Origin of the sequence: Azospirillum lipoferum, from assembly GCF_024170005.1 — a bacterium.
GTDB classification, from domain to species: Bacteria; Pseudomonadota; Alphaproteobacteria; order Azospirillales; family Azospirillaceae; genus Azospirillum; species Azospirillum lipoferum.
Genome location: NZ_JALJXJ010000025.1, coordinates 58,806 through 82,903, shown reverse-complemented (window position 1 = coordinate 82,903; position 24,098 = coordinate 58,806). Strand labels below are relative to the sequence as shown.

Annotated in this window: 19 protein-coding genes; 10 read left to right on the top strand and 9 right to left on the bottom strand. The window is 69.4% G+C overall.

Annotation, left to right across the window (positions count from 1 at the left end):
* The first annotated feature begins 598 nt into the window (after positions 1 to 598).
* The 3 genes from J2848_RS34090 to J2848_RS34080 all read left to right on the top strand — a co-directional run bounded on the left by J2848_RS34090 (position 599) and on the right by J2848_RS34080 (position 4,727).
* On the top strand, positions 599 to 1,789 hold the full coding sequence (locus J2848_RS34090) for a plasmid replication protein (RefSeq protein WP_149235675.1): 1,191 nt from the start codon (positions 599 to 601) through the stop codon (positions 1,787 to 1,789).
* A gap of 453 nt (positions 1,790 to 2,242) precedes the next feature.
* Positions 2,243 to 3,577 (top strand): SEL1-like repeat protein, encoded by a 1,335-nt coding sequence (locus J2848_RS34085; RefSeq protein WP_149235674.1) that lies wholly within the window; start codon positions 2,243 to 2,245, stop codon positions 3,575 to 3,577.
* A 34-nt stretch (positions 3,578 to 3,611) separates the two neighbouring features.
* On the top strand, positions 3,612 to 4,727 hold the full coding sequence (locus J2848_RS34080; protein ID WP_149235673.1) for a TAXI family TRAP transporter solute-binding subunit: 1,116 nt from the start codon (positions 3,612 to 3,614) through the stop codon (positions 4,725 to 4,727).
* A 4-nt stretch (positions 4,728 to 4,731) separates the two neighbouring features.
* On the opposite strand, the gene J2848_RS34075 is transcribed toward J2848_RS34080, so the two are convergent.
* Positions 4,732 to 5,382, bottom strand: coding sequence for a TetR/AcrR family transcriptional regulator C-terminal domain-containing protein (locus J2848_RS34075; RefSeq protein ID WP_149235672.1), 651 nt, complete (start codon positions 5,380 to 5,382; stop codon positions 4,732 to 4,734).
* Positions 5,383 to 5,495: 113 nt separating this feature from the next.
* On the opposite strand from J2848_RS34075, the gene J2848_RS34070 reads away from it, so the two are divergent.
* Together J2848_RS34070 and J2848_RS34065 are read left to right on the top strand one after the other, a co-directional pair.
* Entirely contained in the window at positions 5,496 to 6,134 is a 639-nt protein-coding gene (locus J2848_RS34070) for an MSMEG_1061 family FMN-dependent PPOX-type flavoprotein (RefSeq protein ID WP_149235671.1), read from the top strand.
* Between the two features lie 103 nt (positions 6,135 to 6,237).
* Positions 6,238 to 8,715, top strand: coding sequence for a tetratricopeptide repeat protein (locus J2848_RS34065; protein ID WP_149235670.1), 2,478 nt, complete (start codon positions 6,238 to 6,240; stop codon positions 8,713 to 8,715).
* A 246-nt stretch (positions 8,716 to 8,961) separates the two neighbouring features.
* On the opposite strand, the gene J2848_RS34060 is transcribed toward J2848_RS34065, so the two are convergent.
* From J2848_RS34060 to J2848_RS34035, 6 genes are all read right to left on the bottom strand, one after another.
* On the bottom strand, positions 8,962 to 9,759 hold the full coding sequence (locus J2848_RS34060) for an ATP-binding cassette domain-containing protein (protein WP_170307326.1): 798 nt from the start codon (positions 9,757 to 9,759) through the stop codon (positions 8,962 to 8,964).
* Positions 9,756 to 11,078 carry a sugar ABC transporter permease gene (locus J2848_RS34055; protein WP_149235669.1) on the bottom strand — a complete coding sequence of 441 codons (1,323 nt, stop codon included), beginning with the start codon at positions 11,076 to 11,078 and terminating at the stop codon, positions 9,756 to 9,758. Before J2848_RS34055 ends, J2848_RS34060 begins: the two co-directional genes overlap by 4 nt.
* Positions 11,078 to 12,148 (bottom strand): D-xylose ABC transporter substrate-binding protein, encoded by a 1,071-nt coding sequence (gene xylF / locus J2848_RS34050; RefSeq protein ID WP_211103380.1) that lies wholly within the window; start codon positions 12,146 to 12,148, stop codon positions 11,078 to 11,080. The genes J2848_RS34055 and xylF overlap by 1 nt, the downstream gene beginning before the upstream one ends.
* A 281-nt stretch (positions 12,149 to 12,429) precedes the next feature.
* Positions 12,430 to 13,752 (bottom strand): xylose isomerase, encoded by a 1,323-nt coding sequence (gene xylA, locus J2848_RS34045; RefSeq protein ID WP_149235668.1) that lies wholly within the window; start codon positions 13,750 to 13,752, stop codon positions 12,430 to 12,432.
* Positions 13,749 to 15,200 carry a xylulokinase gene (xylB, locus tag J2848_RS34040; RefSeq protein ID WP_149235667.1) on the bottom strand — a complete coding sequence of 484 codons (1,452 nt, stop codon included), beginning with the start codon at positions 15,198 to 15,200 and terminating at the stop codon, positions 13,749 to 13,751. The genes xylA and xylB overlap by 4 nt, the downstream gene beginning before the upstream one ends.
* Before the next feature lie 55 nt (positions 15,201 to 15,255).
* Positions 15,256 to 16,314 carry a LacI family DNA-binding transcriptional regulator gene (locus J2848_RS34035; RefSeq protein WP_149235666.1) on the bottom strand — a complete coding sequence of 353 codons (1,059 nt, stop codon included), beginning with the start codon at positions 16,312 to 16,314 and terminating at the stop codon, positions 15,256 to 15,258.
* A 302-nt stretch (positions 16,315 to 16,616) separates the two neighbouring features.
* On the opposite strand from J2848_RS34035, the gene J2848_RS36070 reads away from it, so the two are divergent.
* Positions 16,617 to 18,467 carry a DEAD/DEAH box helicase gene (locus tag J2848_RS36070; RefSeq protein WP_149235665.1) on the top strand — a complete coding sequence of 617 codons (1,851 nt, stop codon included), beginning with the start codon at positions 16,617 to 16,619 and terminating at the stop codon, positions 18,465 to 18,467.
* 53 nt (positions 18,468 to 18,520) lie between these two features.
* Here the strand turns inward: J2848_RS36070 and J2848_RS34025 are convergent, their stop codons facing one another.
* A complete protein-coding gene (locus J2848_RS34025; protein WP_253568822.1) occupies positions 18,521 to 19,471 on the bottom strand; it encodes a LysR family transcriptional regulator in 951 nt (316 codons plus the stop codon).
* Between the two features lie 124 nt (positions 19,472 to 19,595).
* Here J2848_RS34025 and J2848_RS34020 point away from each other — a divergent pair, with 124 nt between their 5' ends.
* The 4 genes from J2848_RS34020 (at position 19,596) to J2848_RS34005 (ending at position 22,895) form a co-directional block, all read left to right on the top strand.
* On the top strand, positions 19,596 to 20,465 hold the full coding sequence (locus tag J2848_RS34020) for a hypothetical protein (RefSeq protein ID WP_149235551.1): 870 nt from the start codon (positions 19,596 to 19,598) through the stop codon (positions 20,463 to 20,465).
* Between the two features lie 47 nt (positions 20,466 to 20,512).
* Positions 20,513 to 21,097: a YceI family protein gene (locus tag J2848_RS34015; protein ID WP_149235550.1), complete on the top strand. Its 585-nt coding sequence runs from the start codon at positions 20,513 to 20,515 to the stop codon at positions 21,095 to 21,097.
* 99 nt (positions 21,098 to 21,196) lie between these two features.
* On the top strand, positions 21,197 to 22,198 hold the full coding sequence (locus J2848_RS34010; protein WP_149235549.1) for a glutathione S-transferase family protein: 1,002 nt from the start codon (positions 21,197 to 21,199) through the stop codon (positions 22,196 to 22,198).
* A 28-nt stretch (positions 22,199 to 22,226) separates the two neighbouring features.
* On the top strand, positions 22,227 to 22,895 hold the full coding sequence (locus J2848_RS34005) for an alpha/beta hydrolase (protein ID WP_149235548.1): 669 nt from the start codon (positions 22,227 to 22,229) through the stop codon (positions 22,893 to 22,895).
* Here the strand turns inward: J2848_RS34005 and J2848_RS34000 are convergent.
* Positions 22,860 to 24,023 (bottom strand): NnrS family protein, encoded by a 1,164-nt coding sequence (locus J2848_RS34000; protein ID WP_246194516.1) that lies wholly within the window; start codon positions 24,021 to 24,023, stop codon positions 22,860 to 22,862. The genes J2848_RS34005 and J2848_RS34000 overlap by 36 nt on opposite strands.
* Positions 24,024 to 24,098: the final 75 nt, after the last annotated feature.

The following is a 24,098-nucleotide window of genomic DNA, read 5'->3' as shown; positions in this document are numbered from 1 at the left end:
GGGCCGGGTGCTGGTGCTCCCCGGGACGGGGTGTCCCGCTTGCTCGCGGTTGGGGCGGTTTTCAGGCATGAAGCCATGCGGTTCGGGATTCTTGGGTTTCCCCTCACCCTCCCCACTTCGTGGGTCCCCTCCCTCTCCCGGGGCTCTCAGCGGATCTACGATCCGCCTGACGCCGTCAGCACAAACAAAGTTTGTGCGAGAGGCGGGAGAGGGTATCTGTTGCCGGGGGAGAGGGGATTCGGTCCCGTTTGCCCGCGTTTGGGTGTCGGGCTACACGTCTTGCGCTCAGCACTGTGTCCTGAATGCTCGCGTTTGAGAGTCCGTGATGGCCGAAGCTGTCCCATTTGCTCGCGCTTGGCGGGGGTGGTGCGGTGAAATGGGGCTCCCGAGTCTCTGTCCCGATTGCCCGCGCTTGGCCCCCCGCTCACCGCGAATCGCGGACGCAATGACGAAGCGCGGGCATTCGGGACACAGGCGCGGCCATTTCCTACACAAGCGCGGCCAAACGGGACACAGGCCTTGGGCTTCGGTCCTCCCCGCCGGTTGCGTCCGTCCGATGCCAGCCCCTATCGTGCCCTTTGGCGAGGAGGGATGAGCCATGAGCAAGGCGAACGCGGTCCAGCTGACTCTGTTCGAGATGGAGGACCGCAGTCAGTCCCATATGATCGCGCTTTACGACACGGCGCCGCGGTTCGTCTTCGTGTCGAAAGGCCGGGGGACCGAGCCGGAGCTGCCGGCCGCCAACGCGTTCGTCCAGTCGGTGCACAAGGAGTTCCCCTTCAAGGACGCCCTGTTCACCCTGACGCTGCAACCCGCCCGCATCTACCGCCCGGCCAAGCCCGTCCCCGGCGAGGATCCGGCCGACAAGCGCATGGTCGAGTATGAGGTGTTCCCGTCGGAGCGCGAGCAGATCGTCGAGCAGGTGGTGCGCCGCCTCGCCATGGACCGTTCACGCCTGTCGCTGATGGGCGACAAGCAGGACCGCGTGCGGGTGCATTTCTCGCTCTATGAGATCCGGCGGGAGCTGCGCGCGGTCAACCGCACCATGGACACGGCGGAGATCCGCGAGGCGCTGGAGATCCTGGCCCGTACCCGCATGATCATCAGCAAGGTGCCGGAGAACGGCCGCAAGTCGGCGCGGCCGGTTCTGGAATCCTCGGTCTTCCCCACCCTCTATATCCGGCCGCGCACCGGCGAGGGCGGCGAGGATGACGAGAACGACACCTATCTGGAGTTCAACGCCCTGGTCGCCTCGGCCATCCGCAACCTGGAATTCAAGCCGATCTCCTACCAATGGATCATGCGGCTGAAGAGCCCGGTGGCGCGCTGGCTCTACAACCGGCTGTCCATCGAATATGGCGACCTCGACCTGAGCCGGCTGCCTGACGGGGCCGACAGCGTGCCGCCGATGACCCTTTCGGCTGACGACATCATCAACAACAGCGGCATGAACGAGTGGAGCCGGCGGCGCGACACGCTGCGCACCGTGACGTTGGCGGTGGATTCCCTGGTGGAGGAGGGCATCCTCGACCATGTCGAGAAGACGGTGTCGAAGGACGGCCGGCGCATCAACGACATCGAATACATCATGATGCCGAGCCGGAAGTTCCTGGATCAGGTGCGCCGCGGCAACGACGTGCAGGAGGCGAACGCCGCCACCTATCGCGCCATCGCCGGCAGCGACGAGCGCCCGAGGGAGTTCCTGCCGATCACCCCCGGCCAGAGCGTCGAGGTGCGCCGCCGCCGCGGCACTCTGCTGGGCGCGCGCAGCGGCCAGGGCGAAGGCTGACCCATCCTCAGGGGTGGCCCGCGATGCGCCGGCCAGGGCGGCGGGGTGTGGCTACGACCGGTGGTGGCACCCCGTTCCGTCTGAGGATCGGGCGGCCGGCGCCACGGTTTCTCCACCTGGTTGCGGACTGAAGATTCCGAAGTAATCCTCCCACCACCGTAAAACGGGAAATGCCCTCTACGGGATGGTTGTTTTTTCCTTTTGTCAGATCATAAAATGAAACGATCCTAAGCGGTCGGTAAGATAATAAAGAATTCGAAACAACTGACGGCGTAAAACATCGCCGCATGTCTTTCAAAAGTCCCGAAATGCGACCTGCCGGTGCGGCGGGAACCGAGGGATTTTGTCTGGGAGGATGCCACCATGCGCGAGACGCAGTCCCGTTTTCTGCGCCATTTCCTGCATCGTGCCGATTTTCCGCATCGTGGCCGCAGACGGGGATGTGTTGAATCCTTGCTTCCGGACGCCGCTACCGTCCGGCCTGCCTTCGCCGTGATGGCGGTCCTGGCGCTGTTTGCCGGCGCAGCGCAGGGGGAGGATGGCGGCGGGGCGGACAGCTCGCTCGACTCCTGGCTGGTGGTGCGGGAGAAGCCGGCCACCGCCGGCCGGCAGGCCGACACCGTCGCCACCCGCACGACGGTGCTGCCGAAGCGCAGCGAGGCGGAGACCGACTGGCGGCTGATGCCCTTCGTCGCCGCCCAGACGTCGGGCGGCATGCCGGGGCAGCCGATCCCGCTGTCCATCGTCGTCACCTCCCCCTACGGCCAGCCGAACCCGGAGCATGAGGCGATCACCTATGTGACGATCGACGATCTGCCGGAGGGTGCCAGGCTCTCCCGCGGGCAGCGCGGTGCCGACGGCGCGTGGACGGTGCAGCTGGAGGACCTCTCCGACCTGACCCTGACCCTGCCGGACGACATCGCCGCCCCGCTGACGCTGCACATCACGGCGGTGACCGACCATGGCGGCGGCGTGGTCGCCAGACAGGCGGTGACGCTGGCGGTGCCGGTTTCCGAAACGGTCGCTGCCGCGGAAGTGCGGGAAACGGACATGCCTCCGCCATCGGCGCAGGGGGGATCCTCGCAGGCGATGGAGGCGGCCAGGCCGGACGCGGAGCCGGTGGGGTCGGGAACCTCCACTTCGCTTCCAGAACCGGAGCCGCCGCAGAGTGAACCGGCCGTAACGGAAGCCCAGCCCGATCCGGCGCCCGGCCAGATGCCGGAGCAGGAGGTCGCCGCTGCCGCACCGTCCGTTGAGGTCCCGGCAGCTGTCCAGGAGGCCGTCCCGGCCGCCGCTCCGGCGGCTGTTCAGGTGGCCGTGGCTCCGCCGCCGCAACCGGAACCGCCGGTTGCCGCCCCGGCCGCCGCCCCGGCCGCGGCCGTGACCACGACCGTCGCCCTGGCCGCCGTTCCGGCGGTGGCCGCCCCTCCGGCGGAGCCGCCGCCGCCGCAGAAGCAGGAGGTGGCGGTGCACCGCCCGGCCAAGCTGCCGCCCAGCATTCAGGAAGCGACGCTGATGAAGCGGGGCGACGACCTGTTTGCGCAGGGCGATCTGGCGGGGGCGCGGCTCTATTACGAGAGGGTGGCCGAGACCGGCAACGCGAAGGCGGCCTTCGCCCTCGGCCGCACCCACGACCCGCTGGTGCATGAGCGGCTGCATGTTCGCGGCTTGGCCCCCGATCCGGAGCAGGCGGCGGCATGGTACCGGCGGGCGGTCGCCGCCGGCAGCGGCGACGCCGAACAGCAATTGAAGAAACTGACCGACTGGCTCGCCGGCAAGTCGAGATAGCCGGAGACAGGCGCAGCCATCGAGGGGGGACATCATGAAGGCATCGTTCGTCCGCATGCTTGCGGTGGGAGCCTGCATTTTTGGCGGAGTGTGGGGCCTCGCCGGGACGGCCCCGGCCGCCGATCCGCGCGGGGTCAACGCCAACAGCGGGACCGTCGGGATCGTCTCGGGCGGGGTCGAGGGAACCTATGTGCGCATCGCCGCCGATCTGGCCTCGGTGCTGGACGACGGCGACACGCTGCGCGTGCTGCCGATGCTGGGCAAGGGGTCGGTGCAGAACCTGAAGGACGTCGTGCTGCTGAAGGGGATCGACGTCGGCATCGTGCAGTCCGACGTGCTGGCCTATGCCAAGCGCGAACGGCTGCTGCCCAACCTCGACCGGCGCGTCAAATACATCGCCAAGCTCTACAACGAGGAAATGCACATCCTCGCCGGACCCGACGTGACGCGGATCGAGGATCTGGCCGGCCGCAAGGTGAATGTCGACGTGCAGGGAAGCGGGACCGCGATGACCGCTTCTCTGGTCTTCGACATGCTGGGCATCAAGGTGGAGCCGCAGGCGAACGACCAGGCCCTGGCCCTGGAGAAGCTGCGCAAGGGCGAGATCGCGGCGATGGCCTATGTCGCCGGCAAGCCGACCCGGCTGTTCCGCGACCTGAAGGCGGGCGACGGGCTGCATTTCCTGTCGATCCCGATGAGCGGCGCCCTGCTCGATACCTACCTGCCGTCGCGCCTGACCAGTGCCGATTACGAGGGGCTGATCAAGCCGGGCGAGCAGGTGGATACCGTGGCGGTGGGTGCCGTGATGGCGGTCTATGGCTGGGAACGCGACCTGGAGCGCCACCGCAAGGTCGCCCGCTTCGTCGATGCCTTCTTCAGCAAGTTCGACGAGTTCCTGAAGCCGCCGCGCCATCCGAAATGGAAGGAGGTCAATCTGGCCGCCGACGTGCCCGGCTGGACGCGCTTCGAGCCGGCCGAACAATGGCTGCGTCAGGCGTCGATGGGCACGTCTATGGGGAAGGAACCGCAATCGGCCGCCGTCAAAAAGGAGGAGTTCCGCAGCTTCGTCGAGCAGCGCGGCGTCCAGCCCCAGCAGGCGGAGAAGCTTTTCGAACAGTTCCTGCTGTGGCAGGCGCGCTCGCCGCAGTAGGGGGTCAGGCGGGGATGACGGCCTTCAACCCGTCGATCAGACGGTCCAGGCCGAAGCGGAAGCGGGCGTCGTCGTCGTCGGACGCCAGCAGCGCCACCGTGGCGGCGGCGTGGGGGTAGCGCGCCGCCTGCTCCGCGGTCAGCTGCTGGGCCACACGTTTCAGGTCCACCGTCTCCCGGGCTCCCTGCCCGCCGCCGGGCGGCGGCATCGTCGCCTGTTCCTCGATGGTGAAGCCGATCACGAAATACTGCACCGTGAACAGGGTGCGGACCGCCATGCGCTCGTCGGCGCCGGCGGCGCGCAGTTTCGCGATGACGCGATCGCTGATGCGCAGCACATTGTCCATCGTCGGAAAGGTGCCGGCATAGACCCGCGCTCCATCGCGCCGGGATTTCAAGGCACGGCGGAACTCCGTCGCCACAGCCCGTGCCCATTCATCCCAGGGCATATCCTCGTCGGGCGGCAGCACCATCTCCGCCAGCAGCGCGTCGGCCATCGCGTCGAGCAGGGCCTGCTTGCCGGCGAAATGCCAGTAGAGCGACGGCGCCTGGATCTGCAACGCCCCGGCAAGCCGCCGCATCGTCAGCCCGTCCACCCCCACCTCGTCGAGCAGGGCCATCGCGGCGTCGATGATGTCCTGTCGCTGCACGCGCATGGCCGCCTCTCCCCGTCCTCTCCGTCGCGGTTGACAATCTAACGGCGTTAGGGCAAATCTAACAACGTTAGTTTGGCAGCTGCGCCGCGCTGCGGCCCGGCAGAGGAGGCATCATGGATCCCCATCGCATCCACACGGTCGAGGCGCTGCGGCGGCTTTACGACATGCCGACCGAGCGCATGGTGAAGATGACCTTTCCGTTTCTGGACGATCACTGCCTGCGCTTCGTCGCGGAATCGCCGCTGGTCTTCGTCGCCACCCTGGCGGACAGCGGCATGGATTGTTCGCCGCGCGGCGGGCGGCCGGGATTCGTGCTGGCGGAGGATCGCCGCACGCTTGCCCTGCCCGACTGGCCCGGCAACAACAAGCTGTCGTCGATCACCAACATCCTGACCTCCGACGGGGCCTGCGGGCTGGTGTTCCTGGTGCCGGGGATCGACGTCTTCCTGCGGGTCAACGGCGTCGCCACCGTCACCACCGACCCGGCCCTGCTCGACCGGCTGGGGGAGGACGGGCGCACGCCGAAGGCCGCCATCCGCCTGTCGGTGCGGGAGGCCTTCTTCCATTGCGGCAAGGCGCTGCGCCGGTCGCATCTGTGGCAGCCCGACGCCTGGGTGGTGCCGCAGGACATGCCGTCGCCGGGGCAGGTGGTGAAGGACCAGTCGGGGATGGCGGATCTGTCGGTCGAGCAGATCGACGCGATGTACGAGAAGGCGCTCGCCGAACAGCTCTACAGCGAGTCGGAGCACTGATGCCGCAGGGCGTTCACCCGCGTTCGCCCGCGTCCGGCTTTGCCGCGGCCTCGGCCTGTATTACAGTGCGGCGGCGAAAAGTCGGACAGGATTTTCCCGTTTCATGTACGACCTGTTTATCAGCTACCCGCGTGCGGACGTGGCCTTGGTGCGGCCTCTGGTCGAGGAGTTGGGGCGCCTCGGCCTTTCGGCGTGGGTCGACGAGCGGGAGATCGGCGACGCCGACGCCATCACCCGGTCCATCGTCGAGGGGCTGGGGCAGGCGCGCATGCTGGTGGCGTGGTACTCGCGGGCCTACACGCGCTCCCGTCCCTGCCAATGGGAACTGACGGCCGCCTATCTCGCCGCCCAGCATGAGGGGGGCGATCTGTCGCGCCGTATCCTGGTCATCAACCCGGAACCGGGTGCCGACCACATCCAGCCGGTCGAGCTGCGGGACCGCCTGTATCTGGAAGGCGGCGCCGGCACCGCCGACGCGGCGGCCGATCTGGCCCGGCGCATCGCCAAACGGCTGGACCGCGCCGCGACGACCTGGATCGGCGACATCCGCCCTTTGCAGGCGCCGTCCTGGCTGGCCGGCCAGCGGCGCATCGGGTCCAACCGCTTCGTCGGCCGCGTGCCGGATCTGTGGAGCGTCCATAGCGGGCTGACCGCCGCCGCCGTGACCGTCGTCACCGGGGCGGGGGCCGGCGGCGATCTGGTGCAGGTGCAGGGCATGGGCGGCATCGGCAAGTCGATGCTCGCCGAGGAATATGCGCTGCGCTTCGGCGCCGCCTACCCCGCCGGCATCGTCTGGCTGTCCGCCGCGCGCACCGGCGCGGTCGTCCCGGACGGGTGTGAGACGGAGGCGGAAGGCGGCCGTCACCTGTTCGATCTGGCCCGGCGCTTCGGCCTGCCCGTCCAGGGGATGGAGCCGGCCGCCGTCGCGGCGCAGGTCAGCCGCCATCTGGAAGCGCTGGGCAAGCCGTATCTGTGGATCGTCGACGATCTGCCGAGCGACGCCAACGCCGACTTGCTGGCCCACTGGACGGCGCCCAGCACCAACGGCCGCACCCTCGTCACCACGCGCGGAACCCGGCTGGACGGCTGCGGGAAAATCCACCGGCTGGACGTGCTACCGCAGGAGGACGCCGTCCGCCTGCTCACCAGCCGCCAGCCGCCACGCGACGAGGCCGAGCGGAGGATGGCGGCAGAGATCGTGACAGAACTGGGACGCCATGCCCTGGCGGTGGACGTCGCCGGCGCGGCCCTGCGCGTCATCAGCTATGCCGACTTCCTGAAGGATCTGCGCACCCCCAGCGCCGATGCGCTCGCCCTGGCCGCGGAGCTGGCGGGCGAGCTTCCCAATGGCCACCATCCCGGCATCGCCGTCACCCTGCGGCAAAGCATCGGCCGCCTCCGCCCGGAGGGCGTGCTGGTGCTGCAACTCGCCTCCCTCCTGGCGCCCGACCCGATTCCGACGCGCTACATCGTGGATGTTCTGGCGGAGCATGCGGGCGACGAGACCGCCGGTCGCCGGGCCGCCCTGCTGGGAACGCAGGCTGCCGAAGCCGAAGCGCTGCTGGACCGCCTTGGCCCGGAGGAGGTGATGGTCCATATCCTGACCGCCCGCACGATGCGTCGCCACGCTGCTGCTCCCGAAGCCCTGCGGGCGGCCGCGGTGAGGGTGATGAACCGGGTGATGCGGGATGCGGCCGATATTCGGAAGCATGCTGCGCTCGAGCCGCTGATCGAGCATGTTCGTCTTCTGACCGAGTCCGTAGAGGATGCCGAGACTGCCGCGCTTCTGACCTCGCTGGACAGGTATGAGAGTGAGCGGGAAGTTTACAGCCTAGCGGGCACTATCTGGCGGAGGGAGCTTGAGGCAAGCCAAAGTTTGCACGGCGATGAGCACCCAAACACCTTGACCTCTATGAACAATCTCGCTGCGACCCTTTGGAACCAGGGCGATCTCGCCGGGGCGCGGGAACTTCAGGAAGAGGTTTTGGCAGTCCGCCGCCGCGTGTTCGGCGGTGAGCACCCTGACACCTTGACCGCTATGAACAATCTCGCTTCGACCCTCTGGAGCCAAGGCGATCTCGCCGGGGCGCGGGAGCTTCAGGAACAGGTTTTGACAGTCCGCCGCCGCGCGCTCGGCGAGGAGCGCCCGGACACCTTGACCTCCATGAACAATCTCGCTGAGACCTTGAGGAGCCAAGGTGATCTCGCCGGGGCGCGAGAACTTCAGGAAGAGGTTTTGGCAGTCAGCCGCCGGGTGCTCGGCGATGAGCACCCAAACACCTTGACCTCCATGAACAATCTTGCTTCGACCCTCTGGAGCCAAGGCGATCTCGCCGGGGCGCGGGTATTGGAGAAACAGGTTTTGGCAGTCCGCCGCCGCGTACTCGGCGAGGAGCACCCAGAGGCCTTGACCTCTATGAACAATCTTGCCAGAACCCTTTTAAAGCAGGGTGATAGCTCTGGAGCGAGGGTATTGTTTGAACAGGCCCTTCCGATCGCTCAACGCAAGCTGGGCAATGACCACCCAATCACCCGAGCCCTTCGAAACGGCCTCGACTTCGTCACCTCCCTCCCCCGCTGACCCACAGGCGGTCACTTACAGGGCATTGCCCATTTCCCAATGGACCGGCACCTCTTTCGGCGTCATCCCCGCGAAGGCGGGGATCCAGGAAACTCCACAGTGAAGCGGCGTAAACGGCTGGATTCCCGCCTTCGCGGGAATGACGGCCGAATAAATATTCGATTTTCAATGGTTTGAAGACACTCGACCGGCGTCGCGCGGGGGCACCGGGGTGCCGCCACGCCGGTGCTGGCCGAGCGTCGCCGCTCAGCCCACCGCCCCCGGTCCCGGAACCGCTCCCGGCGGGCATTTGCCGAGGATGATCATGCCCAGCACCTCGTCCTGTGTCACGTCGGAGACGCGGGCGGTGCCGACCAGCTTGCCGTTCTTCATCACATGGATGCGGTCGGCCAGATCGAACACGTCGTGGATGTCGTGGGAGATCAGGAAGATGCCGATCCCCTCCTGCTTCAGCTGCTTCACCAGTTCGCCGACCTGACGGGTCTCGGCCGGGCCGAGGGCTGCGGTGGGTTCGTCCATGATCAGGACGCGGGCGTCGAAATGGATGGCGCGGGCGATGGCGACCGACTGGCGCTGGCCGCCGGACAGCGCCTTCACCGGTTCCTTGAAACGGCGGAAATGCGGGTTCAGGCGGCCCATCACCTTGCGGGCCTCCGCCTCCATCGCGTGGTCGTCCAGGGTGCCCCAGGCGGTCAGCTTCTCGCGGCCGAGGAAGATGTTGGCGGCGGCGTCGACATTGTCGGCCAGAGCCAGCGTCTGGTAGATCGTCTCGATGCCGCAGCGCTTGGCGTCGCGCGGGCTGGTGATGTGCACCGGCTCGCCGTTCACCCGGATCTCGCCATGGTCGGCGGCATAGGCGCCGGACAGGATCTTGATCAGCGTCGATTTGCCGGCGCCGTTGTGGCCGAGAAGCCCGACCACCTCGCCGGGGTAGAGGTCGATGCTGACGCCGTCCACCGCCTTGATGCCGCCGAAGGCGATGGAGACGTCGCGCATCTCCACCAGCGGGGCGGCCGCTGGAACCGCCATCGCAAGCCCGCTCATTTCAACCCCCTGCGATAGAGCGTGTCGACATAGACCGCGGCGACCAGGACGAGGCCGACGACGATGTTCTGCATCGGCGCGTCCACCCCCAGCAGCACCATGCCGGACTGCAGGGACTGCATCACCATGGCGCCGAGCATCGCGCCGAGGATGGTGCCGACGCCGCCGGCCATCGAGGTGCCGCCGATGATCGCCGCGGCGATGACATACAGCTCGTCCAGCGTGCCGTTGGCGTTGGTGGCGGCGTTCAGCCGGGCGGTGGCGATGCAGGCGGACAGGCCGCACAGGGCGCCCATCAGCCCGAACACCATCACCATCACCCGGCGGGTGTTGATGCCCGACAGCTCCGCCGCCTCCGGGTTGCCGCCGATGGCGAAGACGTAGCGGCCGAAGCGGGTGCGCCGCGACAGGAAGGTCATCGCCACCCCCACCGCCAGCGCGATCAGCACCGGGATGGCGAAGCCGTGGGCGACGAAGGGCAGCGTGCCGTCGGTCGAGAGCCCCTGCGCCTCCATCATCCGGCGCACCACCGGGACCGGAAGCGGGTAGGAATTGACCACCAGCACCGCGCCGACGATGGCGGCGGCGACCAGCAGGATCACCACCCCCTCCGCCCACAAGGGCCGGACGGGGAAGCCGAAGCCGGCCCGCCGCCGCCGGGTCACCAGGATGGCGGCAACCGACAGCAGGACGGCGGCGATGCCGACCGCCCAGCTGGGGCCGGCGCCGATGGCGCCCTCGAAGCCGCCGCCCAGCCGCTTGAACAGGCCGTCCATCGGCGCCACCGTCTGGCCGGTGGTCACCCACCAGGCGGCCCCGCGCCAGACCAGCAGGCCGCCCAGCGTGACGATGAAGGACGACACGCCGAGATAGGCGATGACGGCGCCCTGGACCGCTCCCACCGCCCCGCCGACGGCGACCGCCGCCAGGACCGCCACCACCCAGGTCATCGGATGGTCGAACCCCCAGATCTCCGGCAGGATGCGGGCCTGGAGCACGCCGACCACCATGCCGGTGAAGCCCAGGATGGAGCCCACCGACAGGTCGATGTTGCGGGTGACGATGACCAGGACCATGCCCGTCGCCATCACGCCGACGGACGCGGTCTGCACCGACAGGTTCCACAGGTTGCGCGGGGTCAGGAAGGCGCCGCCGGTCAGGATGTCGAAGCCGATCCAGACGATGGCCAGCGCCCCGATCATCCCGACCATGCGGGTGTCCAGCTCCAGCGCGCGCAGGGCGTCGCCGATGCCGGCCCGCCGTCCGGCCGGCGCTTCCGAGGAAGGCGCCGGGGACAGGGTGGTGGACGGTTCCGCCATCAGTTGCAGGCCTTGACGCTGCCGGGCTTCACGCCCTGGCACACCACGTCCTTGGTCACCCAGCCGGCGTCGATCACCTGACCGAGGTTGTCCTTGGTGATGGCGATGGGGGTGAGGAACAGCGAGGTCATCTTCTGCTTCTTCGGACCGCCGTCGAAGGTGGCGGCGCCGGAGATGTCGGTCATCTTCTTGCCGCCGGCCAGATCCAGGGCGATCTCGGCGGCGCGGCGGCCGAGTTCACGAGCGTCCTTCCACACCGACACCGTCTGGGTGCCGAGCGCGATGCGGTTCAGCGCCGCCTTGTCGCCGTCCTGCCCCGACACCGGCACGGTCCCGGCCAGCCCCTGCGCCGCCAGCGCCGCGACCGCACCGCCGGCGGTGCCGTCGTTGGAGGCGACCACGGCATCGACCTTGTTGCCGTTCTTGGTCAGGATCTGCTCCATGTTCTGCTGGGCGATGGCCGGCAGCCACTTGTCGGTGTAGGCCTCGCCGACATTCTTCACGTCGCCGCGGTCGATGGCGGCCTTCAGCACCTCCATCTGGCCGGCGAACAGGAAGTCGGCATTCGGATCGGTGGAGCTGCCCTTGATGAAGGCGTAGTTGCCCTTCGGCTTCATCGCGAAGACGCTGCGCGCCTGGAGGCGGCCGACCTCCTTGTTGTCGAAGGTGATGTAGAAGGCCGACGGGATCTCGATCAGCCGGTCATAGCCGACGACCGGGATGCCCTCGGCCGCCGCCTTCTCCACCGCCGGGCGGATGGCGTCGCTGTCCTGGGCCAGGATGATCAGTGCCTTGGCGCCGCGGGAGATCAGCGATTCGATGTCCGACAGCTGCTTGGCCGGCGAGGACTGGGCGTCGGCCGACAGGTAGGTGCCGCCGGCCTTCTCGATCACGGCCTTGATCGCCGCCTCGTCGGTCTTCCAGCGCTCCTCCTGGAAGTTGGACCAGGACACGCCGACGGTGGTGCCGGCGGCGAGCGCCGCCGTCGAGGTCATGGTGGTCGCGGCGGCCAGCGTCAGGAACAGGCCGGCCGCAGTGGCCTTGATGGTAGCGGTGAGGCGGTGCTTCATCGTGTTTCCTCCTTATGTGGCCGTCCGGGCATGGCGGCCTTGTTGATCGACGAGAAGTTTGCCAATTCCCCCTCTCCCCCCGCTCTCGCGCAAACTCTGTTTGCGCTGTCGCGACAGGCGGACCCATGGTCCGCCGATAGCGGGGAGAGGGTCGGGGTGAGGGGGATGCGAAGCGTGGATTTGGTGGAGAGCGGAGAGTGCTCGATTCTTGAAGATCCTCGCCGCGCGACCCCCTCACCCTAACCCTCTCCCCGGGGGGGAGAGGGGATGTTGTTGATGGTTCAAACGTAACGGTTGACGATGTTCTCCAGATATTCCTGCCGGCCGGAGCGCGGCTGGGGGTTGACGCCGGTGGACAGCGCCCGGTCGGCGAGCGTGGCGAGGTCGCGCTGGCCGGACAGGATCGCCTGACCTTCGGCGCCGTCCCAGCCGGCGTAGCGCTCGGCCAGCGGCCTGGTCAGGGCGCCGTCCTCCAGCATCTGTGCCGCCTGCAGCAGGGCGCGGGCGCAAGAGTCGATGCCGCCGATGTGGCCGTGCAGCAGGTCCGCCGGGTCGAGCGACTGGCGGCGGATCTTGGCGTCGAAATTCAGGCCGCCGGTGGTGAAGCCGCCGCCCTTCAGGATGTCGTGCATGACCACGGTCAGCTCGCCGATGTCGTTGGCGAACTGGTCGGTGTCCCAGCCCAGCAGCCCGTCGCCGCGGTTCATGTCGAGCGAGCCGAAGATGCCCAGCGCCAGCGCCAGACCCACCTCGTGCTGGAAGCTGTGGCCGGCGAGGATGGCGTGGTTCTGCTCGATGTTCACCCGGACGTCGGCCAGCAGGTCGTAACGCTCCAGGAAGCCGTAGACGGTGGCGACGTCGAAGTCGTACTGGTGCTTGGTCGGCTCGCGCGGCTTCGGTTCGATCAGGATCGGGCCGTCGAAGCCGATCTTGTGCTTGTGCTCCACCACCATCGCCAGGAAGCGGCCCATCTGGTCCAGCTCGCGCTTCAGGTCGGTGTTCAGCAGGGTCTCATAGCCCTCGCGGCCGCCCCACATGACGTAGTTGGCGCCGCCCAGCGCATGGGTGGCCTCCAGCGCCGCGCGGACCTGACCGCAGGCATAGAGGAAGACGTCCGGGTCCGGGTTGGTCGCCGCACCGGCCATGTAGCGGCGGTGGGAGAACAGGTTGGCGGTGCCCCACAGCAGCCGGACCTTGGCGGTCTCCATCTTCGCCGCGAACAGCTCGGTGACGGCCTTCAGGTTGTCGACGGTCTCGACCAGCGTGGCGCCTTCCGGGGCGGCATCGAGGTCGTGGAAGCAGAAGAAGGGGATGTCGAGCAGGCGGAACATCTCGAAGGCGACGTCGGCCTTGGCGCGCGCCGCCTGCATCGGGTCAAGGCCGGGGCGCATCCACGGGCGCAGGAAGGTCTCGCCGCCGAAGGGGTCGCCGCCCGGCCAGCAGAAGCTGTGCCAGTAGCAGGCGGCCAGCCGCAGATGGTCCTCCATCCGCTTGCCCAGCACCACGCGGTCCTTGTCGTACCAGCGGTAGGACAGCGGGTCGCGGCTGTCCGGCCCGCGATAGGCCACGGGGGACAGGTCGCCGAAGAAAGAGGCGGTGCTCAAGACGCGAACTCCTTGGCAAGGGGGTAGAGCCGGCGCCAGCGCAGCCAGGCCTGGCTGTACGCTTCGGCGCGGGCCGGATCGGGGGTGAAGGTCTCAAGACGGCGGGGCTTGCGGCAGACGGTGGCGGGGGATTCCCCCGTCGCCGCCATGCGGCCGAGATGGGCGGCGCCCAAGGCCGCGCCGACCTCGCCGTCCTCGATGCGGTGGATGGTGACGCCGAGCGCGTCGGCGCAGATCCGCGCCCACAGCCGGGAGCGGGAACCGCCGCCGGCAAGGTCGAACACCGTGGGGGCGCCCTCCCCCAGTGCGACGAGGTTGTCGCGGGAGGCGAAGGCGACGCCCTCCAGCACCGCCTGGACCATCGCGTCGCGCGTGGTCTCCGCCGACAGGCCGGCGAACAGGCCGCGGACGGTGGCGTCGTTGTGGGGGGTGCGCTCGCCCGACAGATAGGGCAGGAAGGCGACCGGCGAGGGGCCGTCGACGGCGTCGCCGAGCGGGGCCAGCAGCTCCGCCTCCGGCGCGCCGAGGGTGGAGGCGGCCCAGGCCAGCGAGGCGGCCGAGGACAGCATGACGCCCATCTGGTGCCAGACGCCGGGCAGCGCATGGCAGAAGGCATGGACCGCCATCGCCGGGTTGGGCAGGAAACGGTCGGTCGTCCGCCACACCACGCCGGAGGTGCCGAGGCTGAGGAAGCCATCGCCCGGCGTGATGGCGCCGAGGCCGACGGCGCTGGCGGCGCAGTCCCCTGCCCCACCCGCCACCAGCGGCGGCGTTTTCATGCCCCAGCGGCGAGCCAGTTCGGGCGACAGCTGGGCGACGGCGTCGGAGCCTTCGGCCAGATCGGGCATATGGGCGCGGGTCATGCGGGTGGCGGCGAGCAGATCGTCCGACCAGTCGCGCCGGCCCACGTCCAACCACAGCGTGCCGGAGGCGTCCGACATCTCCTCCACCATGGCACCAGTGAAGCGCCAGCGGACATAGGCCTTGGGCAGCAGCACCTTGGCGAGTGCTGCGAAGGTCTCCGGCTCCTCCTCCGCCACCCACAGCAGTTTGGGGGCGGTGAAGCCGGGCATGGCGATGTTGCCGCTGATCGCCCGCAGCGTCGGGAGCGTTTCCTCCAGCGTCGCGCATTGGCGGTGGGAGCGGCCGTCGTTCCACAGGATGGCGGGGCGCAGCACCCGGTTGTCGGCGCCCAGCAGAACCGCGCCATGCATCTGGCCGGAGAAGCCGATGCCGAGCACGCCGGCGAGATCCGCTGGCCGGCGTTCGGCCAGCTCGTCCACCGCGGCGACGGCGGCGGCGACCCAGTCCTCCGGCTCCTGCTCCGACCACAGGGGATGGGGGCGGGAGACGGTGCAGGGGCGGGACGCGCTGCCGGCGACGGCACCGTCGGCGTCGGTCAGAACCGCCTTGACGCTGGACGTGCCGATGTCGATCCCGAGAAACATGACTGTCGACCTTTCTGATGCCCTTCGGGCTTTGATGTCGGGGCTTTGATGTCTTTCAGGGCAGGTTGTCGCGCAGGATGACCTGGACCCGGATATGTTCCTGCGCCGCGACGATCTCCTGGCCCGCGACCAGGGCGTGGAGCACCCGCGCCATCGAGCGCACCTCGTGCCCCGGATCCTGGGCGACCAGGGCGGCGAAGGTGCCGTCCAGCAGCATGCGGCGGGTGGCCGGTGTCAGCTCGTGCCCGACGCAGAGGATCTTGCGGGTGAGACCGGCCTCGGCCAGCGCCTCGCCGATGCCGACGGAGCCTTCGCCGGTGTTGTAGATCGCCACCAGATCGGGCGTGTCGGCCAGCATGCGGCGGACCAGATCGCGGTTGCGCTCCGGATCGTCGCGCCCCTCCACCGGGTTCAGGCGGGTCAGGTGGGGATATTCCTCCGCCAGCACCTGCCCGAAGCCGAAGCGGCGTTCGGCATGGTCGCGCAGGCTGCCCGATCCGGTGATGATGCCGACGGCGCCACCCGGCTCTCCGGCGCGCGGGGGACCGAGGAAACGGCCGACCAGCGATCCGGCGGTGCGGCCGGCGGCGATGTTGTCGATGCCGACATAATGCTGGCGCCGCGAGGACGGGGCGTCGGACACCAGGGTCACCACCGCCATGCCGCCCTCGACCAGATCGTCGATGGCGGCGCGGATGCGCGGATGGTCGAGCGCCACCAGCGCCACACCGTCGAAGCGGCCCGGCAGGGTGGCCAGCTCCGCCGCCAGGGTGTCGGCGTCGAACACGTCGGCCTCGACGATCTCCACCCCGATGCGGCGGGCGCGGAACCAGTCGGCCTGGGCGCGGATGTTGTCGGCGATGTCCATCATGAAGCGGTTGCCGCCGCCGGGCAGGATGACGGCGAAGCGCCAGGACCGCGCCCGCGCCAGCTCCGCCGCCGCCGCCAGGGGACGGAAGCCCAGCCGCTGCACCGCCTCATGCACCTTGCGCGCGGTCTTGGCGCTGACGCCGGGCCGCCCGTTGACCACCCGGTCGGCGGTCGCAAGGCTGACGCCGGCCGCAGCCGCCACGTCGCGCAAGGTCAGGGGTGCATCGCTGGCTTGATTGTTCATGGCGCGAACCATATGCCGGCATTTTGAGGTGCGCAACTCAAAATATGAGGGACGGCTCTGCTTCTTACTTTTGGCCGATCAAACGCCGGATCGGACCGGTTCGCAGGTGCAAAATTTCAGGTGCGTACGTCAGTATGCGGCGTGGGCGGGCCATCATTGGGCTTAGGTGGCGCGAATTGCCGGCCCCGACTGGAGACTGCGCTACTCCCGATGGGATTCGACACCTTCGATTGCACCGATGACCGGGGGACTCGCGGGAATTTAGGCTTGCTCCTCCCTCGTGCCACAGCAAGCAGGGTGGAATGCCGCAGCTGAGAACCCATCAGCAACTGGTCAGCGCCATCGCCAACGCCATCGGCCAGCAGCAGACGGAGGTTCGCGACGTTCTGGCGGCGGTGACGCCCGGCGGGGGGAAATCGCTGCTGCCGGTGATCATGGCGGCGGCGCTGCACAAGGCGGGGCGGATCGACCGGGTGTGCTGGATCGTGCCGCGCGACAGCCTGCGCCAGCAGGCGGAGGAGGCCTTCGTCGATCCGCGCTGGCGCGAGCTGTTGGGACACACTATCGCGCTACGCGCGGCGGAGAACGGGCGCGACCTCTGCCGCGGGTTGCAGGGCTACGTCACCACCTATCAGGCGGTCGCCGCCGCGCCCGACCTGCATCTTCAGGAGTTCCGCCGCCACCGCTATCTGCTGGCGGTCGACGAGCTGCATCATCTGCCGGCGGTGTTCGACACCGACCGGATGGCGGCGGTGGAGGAGGAGACGGCGTGGAGCCGGTCGATCCTGCCGCTGCTGGAGAATGCGTCGGCCCGGCTGCTGATGAGCGGGACGCTGGAGCGCGCCGACGGGCGGCCGATCCTGTGGCTGCCCTACCGGGCGCCGCAGGGGACGCGGAAGGTGCGGGAGATCGACTTCAAGGCGCCGGGATGGGCGGTGGTCGGCTACTCCCGCCGGCAGGCGCTGGCGGAGAAGGCGATCCTGCCGGTGACCTTCGGGGCGATGGACGGGTCGGCCTCCTGGCTGGATGCCGAGCGGACCAACCGCTGGGTCGATGCCCTGTCCAAGGCGGGGGAAAACACGCGCGACGCCCTGTTCACCGCGCTGCGCACCGGCTTCGCCCAGGCGATGCTGCGCGAGGCCTACCGCTCCTGCCGGGAGCATCGGGCGAAACGGCGGGCGGAGCTGAAGCTGCCGGCGGGGCGTGACGATGCCGGGCTGGGCAAGCTGCTGGTGATCGCGCCCGACCAGGAGACGGCGCGCTTCTATCTGGAGACGCTGCAAGGCTGGATGCCGAAGGCGCAGGCCGGCCGCATGGTGCGGCTCGCCATCTCGGAGTGCCGCGACGCGCAGGAGGTGGTGGCCGCCTTCCGGCTGCGGCCGGAACCGGCGGTGCTGGTCTCCGTCGCCATGGCCTATGAGGGGCTGGACGCGCCGTCGATCACCCATGTCGCCTGCCTGACGCACATCCGCTCGCGCCCCTGGCTGGAACAGGCGATCGCGCGGGCGACGCGGGTGGATCCGCATGGCGGCCCCTACGACCGGCAGCGGGCGCTGGTCTACCACCCCTCCGACGTGCTGTTCGAGCAGTTCCGCACCATGGTGGAGACCCAGCAGGGCACCCGCGCCATGGTGAAGACGCGAAGGCCGCAGCAGGAGCTTTCGTTCGAGCGGTCTTCGGAGCGGGAGCCGGAGATCATCCCGCTGGAATCCAACGCCACGGCGCTGAGCTTTGCGGTGGTGGCGCCGGGGCCGGATTTCGGGGCGCAGTCGCGCGATCCGGGCGAGTTGCCGCTGACGCCGAGTGCGGCGGAGCATCACCTGCGCCAGCGGATCGGCCAGCTGGTCGCCGCCCAGGTGATCGAGGACGAGGACAACAACCTCGTCGCCGAGGGGCCGACCGGCTACCACATCTACAACGCCGTGCTGAAGCGGCTGATGAAGAAGGCGCGTTCCGAAATGACGCTGTCGGAGCTGGAGGCGACGGTCGGCTGGCTGGAGCGCAACCGGCTGTCGGACCACCGGCACCTGATCGTCGACGATCCGCAGTTCACCTGGTCTACGAGGCGGCGGGGAGCACAGCGGGCGGGCTATGGGATGGCTGCGGCTCGTGGTGCCGGCGGTGTCCCCTCTCCCCCCCGGGGAGAGGGTTAGGGTGAGGGGGATGCGTGGCGAGGATTCTCGGAAAGTCACGCAGTGCCTCCCCCTCACCCCGACCCTCTCCCCGGGGGGGAGAGGGAGCCTGGGGCGGAGAGGGGGAGCGGACACCGCCCCTCCAGCAGGTCGCGGTCGCGGGTCAGGGCGTCGGCCATGAAGTCGAGGAAGGCGCGGACGCGGCCCATGTGGCGCAGATCCTCGTGGGTTAGCAGCCAGAGCTTGGCGTCGGCCTCCTGCACCGGGTCGCCGATGCGGCGGAAGGCGGGGTCGCGGTCCACCACCCCGCAGGGCAGCAGGCCGAGGCCGACCCCGGCCCGTACCGCCTCCACCACGCCGGCCACCGAATTGACGCGGTAACGGACCGAGCCGGCCGGCACCATCTGCTTCATCCAGAGGGCGAGGTTGGTGTGGTCGAAGGACTCGTCCAGCCCGACCCAGGGGTGGCGGTCGGGATCGCCCGCGCCGTCCGTCGCGTCCAGATAGGCGGCGGCACCGTAAACGGCGAAGGCGAGGCCCGACACGGCGCGGCCGACCAGATTTTCCGGCGGGCTGCTGGTGGCGCGGATCGCCACGTCGGCCTCGCGCCGGGTCAGGCTGAGCGAGGCCTCCGCCGCCACCAGATCGACCCGCAGGTCGGGATGGCGGCGGCGGAAGGCGGCGATGTGGCGCGGCAGGACGTAAAGGGTCAGGATGTCGACGGTGGTCACGCGCAGGCTGCCGCTGATCCGGGTGTCGCGGCCGGACAGCAGCCGGTTGGCGGCGGCCAGATCCTCCTCCATCTTCTGCGCCACCCGCTGCATCTCGTCGCCGGCCGCGGTCAGCACATAGCCGCCGGGCAGCTTGTCGAACAGACGGGCGCCCATCGCCTCCTCCAGCGCGGTCACCCGGCGCAGGACGGTGCTGTGATTCACTCCCAGCACGCGCGCCGCCGCCGACAGCGAGCCGTGCCGCGCCACTGCCAGCAGATAGCGAAGATCATCCCAGTTGCTGCCACCTATCATTTATTCCCGCTCATTCCTGCATATGCTTTTTGCAAATCTCCCCAATTCGCGCTTACCAGAGCACAGGTTAGGGTCCCGACCAAGCGCGACCTGCGCGGCCCTTACGAGACCCGGCTTTCCCCTGATGTCCGAGCTGCTTCAAGATCCCTTCGTCCAATCCAGCGTGCTGCCGCTGCTGGCCGGCCTGATCCTGGTCGGCGCCCTGCACCTGCTGCGCCGTTCGCTGGCAGCGGCCGGCATCGCCGCCGGTTTCCTGGTCGTCTTCGCCATGGTCATCGGCCTGCCGGCCCTGCCGCCGCCGTCCAGCATGGGCAAGCTGTTCTGGGCCTCGGCCGTCGGATTGCTGCTGGGCGCCGCCGCCGATGCGGCCGGCGTGCGCGGCCGGGTTGCTTCGGCGGTGCTGGCGGTCTGGCTGGCCGCCTCGCTGCTGTGGATCGCGCTGCCCGCCCTCGATTCCGCGGTGGCGGTCGTCACCCTGGTCATCCTGCTGGGCACGGCAGCCTGTGTCGCTTTTGCCCGCGGTTCGGAAACCCATGGTTCCGAGGGGGGCGGTTCCGAGGGGGGCGGAAGCCCGACGGCGCCGGCCGCCTCGCTGCTGGCCCTGGCGCTTGCCGTCGGCGGCACGGCGCTGATCGGCTCGTCGGCCTCCATCGCCCAGATGGCGCTGGCGCTGGCGGCGTCGGCCGGCGCCTTCCTGCTGTGGAACTGGCCGGTGGAGCGCCATGGCTGGGGCCTGTCGGGCCGGGTCGCCACCGGCATCGCCGTGCTGCTGGCCGCCGTGCTGGCCCTGTTCACCCAGACCCAGGCCGCGGTGCTGCTGCTGGCCCTGCCGGCATTGCTGGCCGGCCATGTCCGCCGCTTTCTCCCCCAGGGCGACGGCCTGATCGGCCGCGCCGCTTCGGCGGCCGCCGTCACGGTGGTCGCGGTCCTTCCGGCGCTGGTCGCCATCGGTGCGGCCTATGCGCTGACCGGTGGCGAAGCCTCGCCCTACTGATCCTCCCTTTCCTCCATTCAATCCTGCCTTTCCCCGGAGTTGCGTTCATGAAGAAGACCCTGTTTGCCGCCGCCCTGTTCGCCGCGACCGCCATCGGTGCGGTTGCCCCCGCCTTCGCCGCCCCGGTCAGCTACAAGATCGATCCGGCGCACACGGCCGTCGCCTTCATCGTCAACCATGTCGCCTTCTCCAACGTGATCGGCCGCTTCAACACGGTCGGCGGCGACGTGACCTTCGACAAGGACGCCGTCGAGAAGAGCGTGGTGAACGTCACCATCGACACCGCCAGCGTCGACACCAACCATGCCAAGCGTGACGAGCACCTGCGCTCGCCGGACTTCTTCAATGCGAAGGAGTTCCCGAAGATGACCTTCAAGAGCACGAAGATCGAGAAGACCGGCGACAAGACCGGCAAGCTGCATGGCGACCTGACCATGCTGGGCGTGACCAAGCCGGTGGTTCTGGACATCACCTTCAACAAGGACGGCGTCAGCCCGGCCAGCAAGCTGGAGACCGCCGGCTTCTCCGCCCGCGGCACGGTCAAGCGCACCGATTTCGGCATGAAGTACGGCGCCCCGGCCATCGGCGACGACATCCAGCTGCTGATCGAGGTCGAAGCGGTCAAGTCCTGATCGCCGGTCCTGATCGTCGACAGCTTCCGGCTGTTGGAGTGGAAGGGGCCGGTTCGCCGGCCCCTTCGCCTATGTGCTGACTGGAAGGGAGGGACCGCGATGCCGCAGCTTGTGAACGGCGTCTGGGTGAAGGGCGACATCGCGGCCAGCGAGATCAAGGGCGGTGCCTTCCACCGCGAGCCGACCCGCTTCCGCGACTGGATCACGCCCGATGGGGCGCCGGATGCGGAGGGGCACCCCACCCTGCCGGCGGTGGCCGGGCGCTATCACCTCTATGTCTCCTACCTGTGCCCCTGGGCCTCGCGCACGCTGATCTTCCGCGTGCTGAAGGGGCTGGAGGGGGTGATCGGCCTGTCGATCGCCGAGCCGGTGCTGGGCGAGGACGGCTGGGTCTATGGCGAGGTGCAGGACGGCGGGCCGCGCATCGGCCGCTTCCGCCACCATTACAGCCTCTATACGGCGAGCGACCCGACCTACACCGGCAAGGTGTCGGTGCCGGTGCTGTGGGACCGGCAGGAAGGCCGCATCGTCAACAACGAGTCGGCGGACATCATCCGCATCCTGAACGGCGCCTTCGATGGGCTGACCGGCAACCGGCTGGACCTCTATCCCGAGCCGCTGCGGCCGGAGATCGACCGCTGGAACGATCTGGTCTATGCCAGCGTCAACAACGGCGTCTACCGCTGCGGCTTCGCCAAGTCGCAGGCCAGCTACGACGAGGCGTTCGACGGGCTGTTCGCCACGCTCGACCGGCTGGAGGAGCATCTGGCGGCCAGCCGCTATCTGGCCGGGGTCCATCTGACCGAGGCCGACTGGCGCCTGTTCGTGACGCTGGTGCGCTTCGACGCCGCCTATCACGGCGCCTTCAAGTGCAACCTGCGGCGGATCGAGGATTACCCGAACCTGTCGGCTTACCTGCGCGAGCTGTACCAGTGGCCGGGCATCCGCGACACGGTGAGGATCGGCGACATCAAGGCCGGCTACTACACCAACCCGGCGATCAACCCGACGCTGATCGTGCCGAAGGGACCGGCGCTGGACTTCGACCGCCCGCATGACCGCGACCGGCTGCCGGGCAAGGGCATCTGGCAGCGGGCGTGACACGGCGACGACAGGAAGGACGCTTTCCATGACCAGCACCGCAGATGGCTCCGACAATGTCCTGCGCCTGGCCCCGGCCTCCGGGGGCGCGGCGCGGCGGCTGGTCATCCTGCTGCATGGCGTCGGGTCGTCCGGCGCCGACCTGATGCCGCTCGCCCAGTCCTGGCGGCAGGCGCTGCCCGGCACCGCCTTCGTGGCGCCGGACGCGCCGCAGCCGTTCGACATGGGCAACGGGCATCAATGGTTCAGCATCGCCGGCGTGACGGAGGAGAACCGCCCCGCCCGCGTCGCCGCCGCCCTGCCCGTCCTGGTGGAGATGATCGAGGCCGAGCGGCTGCGGGCCGGCGTCGCCCCGGCCGACGTGGCGCTGGCCGGCTTCAGCCAGGGCAGCATCATGGCGCTGCATCTCGCCATGACCGCCCCGGAGCGATGCGGCGCGGTCCTCGCCTTCGCCGGCCGCATCGCGGCACCGGTTCCGGCACCGGACGGGGCGGGACGGCGGCCGCCGGTCCTGATGGTCGGCGGGGCGGCGGACAGCATCATGCCGCCCGCCGTGGTGCAGGCCGCCGCGGCGCATCTCCGCTCCGCCGGCTTTGCGGTGGAGGAGCATCTGCTGCGCGGCATGCCCCACACCATCACCGCCGCCGGGGCGCAGCTCGGCCTAAGCTTCCTGGAGCGCGTCCTGCCGTCGGCGTGACCGCCGCGGCCGGGTGAGCAGCACGGCGGCGGTCAGCAGCTGGCCGAGCGTCCAGAAGGCCGCGGCGGCGGCCAGCAGCGTCATCGACGGCCAGCATGCCGCCGCCACACGCAGCGTCGCCGCGAGGGCGATCAGCGTGACGGCGACCGTGGCGGCGGGCGGGAAGCGTTCCGGCTCCGCCTCGCGCTGAAGGGTCGTGCGGATCATCATGGCGCTGGCGAGGATACCGAGTGCGCCGATCCCCAGCAGGTGCCAGCCGGTGGCGGGCGGCAGGTCGGACAGGGTGGCGCCGGCGGTCAGCAGCCAGCCGGCGCCGAGGCAGAGATAGCCGAGATGCAGGCTGGCGATCTCCGGCCGGCGCAGCAGGAGATGCGGCTTCCAGCGGGCGAGCCGCAGCAGCGCGCTCGCGCCGGCCATGGCGGCTCCGGCGGCGCCCAGCGCGGGCAGCAGGCCGGCGGCGGCCGACAGCAGGCAGAGGGCGGCTCCGGCGATGCCGAGCGCTTCCAGCCTCGGCTGGACCCGGTGCGACAGGGTGATGCCCTGGCGGCGCAGGGCGCCGGCGGTGGCGGCGGGGATGACGCGCCCGCCCATGGTCAGCAGCAGCGTGGCGATCAGCAGGAGGCCGATGGGCCCGCCGCTGTTTGAGACGAGGCCCAGTTCATCGGCCCGGAACAGCGCCTCGGCAAGCAGGAAGGCGCCGATCAGCGGGCCGAACACGGCGTTGTGGCCGCTGCGGCTGGTGCGCAGGAAGGGCAGGCCGGCGACGGCGAACAGCAGCACGGGATAGGCGAGGCAGAGCGGCAGGGCGATTGCCGGCGGCAGCCCGGCCAGCAGGGCCAGCCGGCCGGCGAGCCAGGACAGGACGGCGACCGCCGCCATCAGGCGCGACAGCCGCGTCATCAGGAAACCGCCGACCACCGCCAGCGCATAGCCCAGCGTCATCTCGTGCCCATGGACCGCCGGCGACCAGCCGAGCGGCAGCAGGCCGCCGATCTGGGCCAGCCACAGCGGGACGGCCAGCGCGGCGTAGAGGGCCGCGGCCGGATACATCAGCCGGTGGGCGCTGGTGACGGGGGTGGGCATGGCGCGGGGGCTTTCGCTGGGGTGGTTCGGCCATTCTGGCGGCATGCTGGATTTCGCGCTTTGACCGGCAACAAAGTCGTGCACGAATGGCCGTGAGTGATGCACTGCGAGCCAGGACGA

Bases quoted from the DNA above. Each gene is read 5' to 3' on its own strand.
- J2848_RS34075 (WP_149235672.1), bottom strand. From the start codon at position 5,382: ATGCGCGTGCAGCGACAGGACATCATCGACGCCGCGATGGCCCTGCTC.
- J2848_RS34090 (WP_149235675.1), top strand. From the start codon at position 599: ATGAGCAAGGCGAACGCGGTCCAGCTGACTCTGTTCGAGATGGAGGAC.
- J2848_RS34015 (WP_149235550.1), top strand. From the start codon at position 20,513: ATGAAGAAGACCCTGTTTGCCGCCGCCCTGTTCGCCGCGACCGCCATC.
- J2848_RS34025 (WP_253568822.1), bottom strand. From the start codon at position 19,471: ATGATAGGTGGCAGCAACTGGGATGATCTTCGCTATCTGCTGGCAGTG.
- J2848_RS34060 (WP_170307326.1), bottom strand. From the start codon at position 9,759: ATGAGCGGGCTTGCGATGGCGGTTCCAGCGGCCGCCCCGCTGGTGGAG.
- J2848_RS34065 (WP_149235670.1), top strand. From the start codon at position 6,238: ATGTACGACCTGTTTATCAGCTACCCGCGTGCGGACGTGGCCTTGGTG.
- J2848_RS34005 (WP_149235548.1), top strand. From the start codon at position 22,227: ATGACCAGCACCGCAGATGGCTCCGACAATGTCCTGCGCCTGGCCCCG.
- J2848_RS34010 (WP_149235549.1), top strand. From the start codon at position 21,197: ATGCCGCAGCTTGTGAACGGCGTCTGGGTGAAGGGCGACATCGCGGCC.
- J2848_RS34035 (WP_149235666.1), bottom strand. From the start codon at position 16,314: ATGAACAATCAAGCCAGCGATGCACCCCTGACCTTGCGCGACGTGGCG.
- J2848_RS34055 (WP_149235669.1), bottom strand. From the start codon at position 11,078: ATGGCGGAACCGTCCACCACCCTGTCCCCGGCGCCTTCCTCGGAAGCG.
- J2848_RS34080 (WP_149235673.1), top strand. From the start codon at position 3,612: ATGAAGGCATCGTTCGTCCGCATGCTTGCGGTGGGAGCCTGCATTTTT.
- J2848_RS34000 (WP_246194516.1), bottom strand. From the start codon at position 24,023: ATGCCGCCAGAATGGCCGAACCACCCCAGCGAAAGCCCCCGCGCCATG.
- xylB (WP_149235667.1), bottom strand. From the start codon at position 15,200: ATGTTTCTCGGGATCGACATCGGCACGTCCAGCGTCAAGGCGGTTCTG.
- J2848_RS34020 (WP_149235551.1), top strand. From the start codon at position 19,596: ATGTCCGAGCTGCTTCAAGATCCCTTCGTCCAATCCAGCGTGCTGCCG.
- J2848_RS36070 (WP_149235665.1), top strand. From the start codon at position 16,617: ATGCCGCAGCTGAGAACCCATCAGCAACTGGTCAGCGCCATCGCCAAC.
- J2848_RS34070 (WP_149235671.1), top strand. From the start codon at position 5,496: ATGGATCCCCATCGCATCCACACGGTCGAGGCGCTGCGGCGGCTTTAC.
- xylF (WP_211103380.1), bottom strand. From the start codon at position 12,148: ATGAAGCACCGCCTCACCGCTACCATCAAGGCCACTGCGGCCGGCCTG.